Consider the following 3,019-nt stretch of genomic DNA (forward strand, 5'->3'; position numbering starts at 1 on the left):
CATTCTTTAGTAAACAGTAATTGTGATGGAACCGAATCAGAAAAAGAAGATTCAAGCAATTTTTGGTGGGTTTTTATCGCCGGATTTTTAGGCGGGTTGCTTGCATTGCTTACTCCTTGTGTTTTTCCAATGGTACCTTTAACCGTTAGTTTCTTTACTAAAAGTAGTACAAGTAAAGCTGCCGGTATTAAAAACGCGATTATCTACGGTATTTCAATTATTGTAATTTACGTTATCTTAGGGTTGTTAATTACTACCATTTTTGGTGCAGATGCCTTGAATTTACTTTCAACAAATGCTTGGTTTAACTTAGGTTTTGCTGTATTATTTATCGTTTTTGCAATTTCATTTTTCGGTTTTTTTGAAATTACATTACCTACTTCCTGGATTAGTTCTACAGACAAAGCTTCAAGTCAAGGTGGGTTACTGGGTATCTTTTTTATGGCATTCACACTTTCTTTGGTTTCTTTTTCCTGTACCGGTCCTATTATAGGAACTTTGTTAGTTGAGACCGCAGTGGGTGGAGGTCCTGTTTTATTTGGAAGAATCCCTGTTGGACCTCTGATTGGAATGCTTGGTTTTTCATTTGCATTGGCATTACCATTTGCTTTATTTGCGGCATTCCCGGGCTGGCTTAATTCAATGCCAAAATCAGGAGGATGGATGAACAGCATTAAGGTAAGCTTAGGATTCATTGAAATTGCATTGGCGCTTAAATTTTTATCAATAGCTGATATGATTTTAGGATGGAAAATATTGCCCTATGAGCTGTTTTTAATTTTATGGATTTTATGTGCTTTAGGATTGCTGCTTTATTTTCTGGGAATTTTAAAATTTCCATTAGATAGTCCGGTTAAAAAAATTACACTTACAAGAAGTCTTTTGTCTATTTCAATGTTGGTTTTAATAATTTATATGGCAATGGGCTTTAGAGTTAGTGACCAGTCAAACGGATTTAAAACTCCAAATCTTTTAAGTGGTTTGGCACCACCAGCCGGGCATAGCTATATTTATCCCGGCAAGTGCCCCTTGAATTTAAATTGTATAAAAGATTTTCAAGAGGGTGTAGCTCATGCAAAATCAGTAAACAAGCCTATTTTACTTGATTTTACAGGTCATGGCTGTGTAAACTGCAGAAGAATGGAAGATCAGGTATGGAGTGATCCTGAAATTTACTCAATAATAAATGATGATTATGTTTTAATTTCTTTATATGTAGATGAACGAACCCCCTTAGATGAACCTTATACTTCTGCGTTGAGTGGGAGACAGATGCGAAACATAGGTAATAAATGGGCTGATTTTCAAGCAATCCATTTCAATAGAAATTCACAACCTTATTATGTACTCATTAGTCCAGAAGGAAAAGTGCTAAATCAACCTGTTGGATATTTGCCAAATAAAAAAGAATTTAAATCATTTTTAAATTGTGGAAAAGAACGGTATTTAAATAACTAATTAAAAAAAGGAGGCTATCTATAAAAGATAGCCTCCTTGCTAAGCTTAGTAAAATAATTTTAATTCTTTCTACACTTTAAAAAATTAAATTATCATCCCCACAATAATTCAATAAAAAACCAGTGTAGTTTTTTTACTAATTCAAGTTCAAAGGTATTAAAAAAAGTTTATCAATACTATACGTATATATACGTATGTTTATTTTTTACATTAGTTAAATAATTGAAATTTTTTCTTTAAGTTAATTTTAAAACAAAATTAGTCTTATCATATTATTTTATTAAATTAGCAAAAAAAATTGTATTCATTTAATTTAAGACCCATGAAAATCAGTACCCTTTTAATGACAGGGTGTTTTGCATTAGCTTTTACAGTCTCTGCTTTTGCTCAAACCCCATCTGAACGTGAAAAAATCAAATCAACATTAGATTTAGAGAAAATAAATCAACTACAACAAGAAGTTGAAGCAGATTTTGAAGAAAAAAGAGCAGCAGCCCTAGAAATTGCGCAACTCAAAGGTTGGCCTGAAACATATGAAACCGAAAATGGAGGCGTTGGATATCTTGTTGATGTTGTTGATGGTGAGTTTCCAATTTATTTGCAAACAACAAATGCTGGTGCTGTAATAACAGCCAGAGCTGATCAACTTCACACAGGTGGAACTTCTGGGTTGGACATAAATGGAGAAAATATGCTTGCCGGTGTTTGGGATGGAGGTAAAGTTAGAGAAACCCATCAACTTTTAGAAGGTCGATCCGTACATATTGATAACGCAACTCAATTTAGTTCTCACGCAACACATGTAACAGGAACCATAATTGGATCTGCGGCATTTCAATCCGGAAACGCAAAAGGAATGGCACCGGCTGCTGAAACCATTAATTATGCTTTCAATACCGGAAACGTTGCAGCTGAAGTTTTAGCGGCCATAAACGATCACGGCTTATTGATTTCAAACCATTCATATGGTGTTCCAGCCGACGGTGGTTCCGGGTCAGCACTACCAGTATACCTTTTAGGGAAATATGAAAATAGTGCCAGGTTGTGGGATCAAATTCAGTTTGCATCCCCATATCATTTACCAGTTTGGGCTGCAGGTAACGACAGGGGTACTGCACATAATAATCAAGGAGATCTTGGATTTGACCTTTTAACAGGACAATCGAATTCTAAAAACAATCTTGTTGTTGCTGCTACTTTTCAAGTTTTAAACTACATTAATGCCAATAGTGTAAATATGGCAACATTCAGTAGCTGGGGGCCAACTGATGACGGCAGAATCAAGCCAGACATTTCAGCTAAGGGAGTAAACACCTTTTCCTCAACTGCAGCAAACGATGCAAGTTATGCAAATTTTTCAGGTACATCTATGGCTGCACCGAGTGTAGCAGGAGCCTTATTGTTATTACAACAACATTATAATAATGAAAATAGTGAGTTTATGTTGTCTTCTACACTAAGAGGGTTAGTTATTCACACAGCTGATGAGGCTGGTTCAGACCCTGGACCAGATTATCGTTTTGGCTGGGGGTTAATTAATACTGAACGTGCTGCTGATGTG

Annotated in this window: 2 protein-coding genes; both read left to right on the plus strand. The window is 35.4% G+C overall.

Annotated elements, in window-relative coordinates; genetic code table 11:
• The coding region (locus tag AACY61_RS11450) for a thioredoxin family protein (RefSeq protein WP_339611712.1) at positions 1-1,458 on the plus strand (1,458 nt) is incomplete at its 5' end.
• A 322-nt stretch (positions 1,459-1,780) separates the two neighbouring features.
• Positions 1,781-3,019, plus strand: a 1,239-nt coding sequence (locus tag AACY61_RS11455) for a S8 family serine peptidase (protein ID WP_339611713.1), incomplete at its 3' end; no start/stop codon positions are given.

Origin of the sequence: uncultured Planktosalinus sp., assembly GCF_963973675.1 — a bacterium.
In the GTDB taxonomy this organism is placed as follows: Bacteria; Bacteroidota; Bacteroidia; order Flavobacteriales; family Flavobacteriaceae; genus Planktosalinus.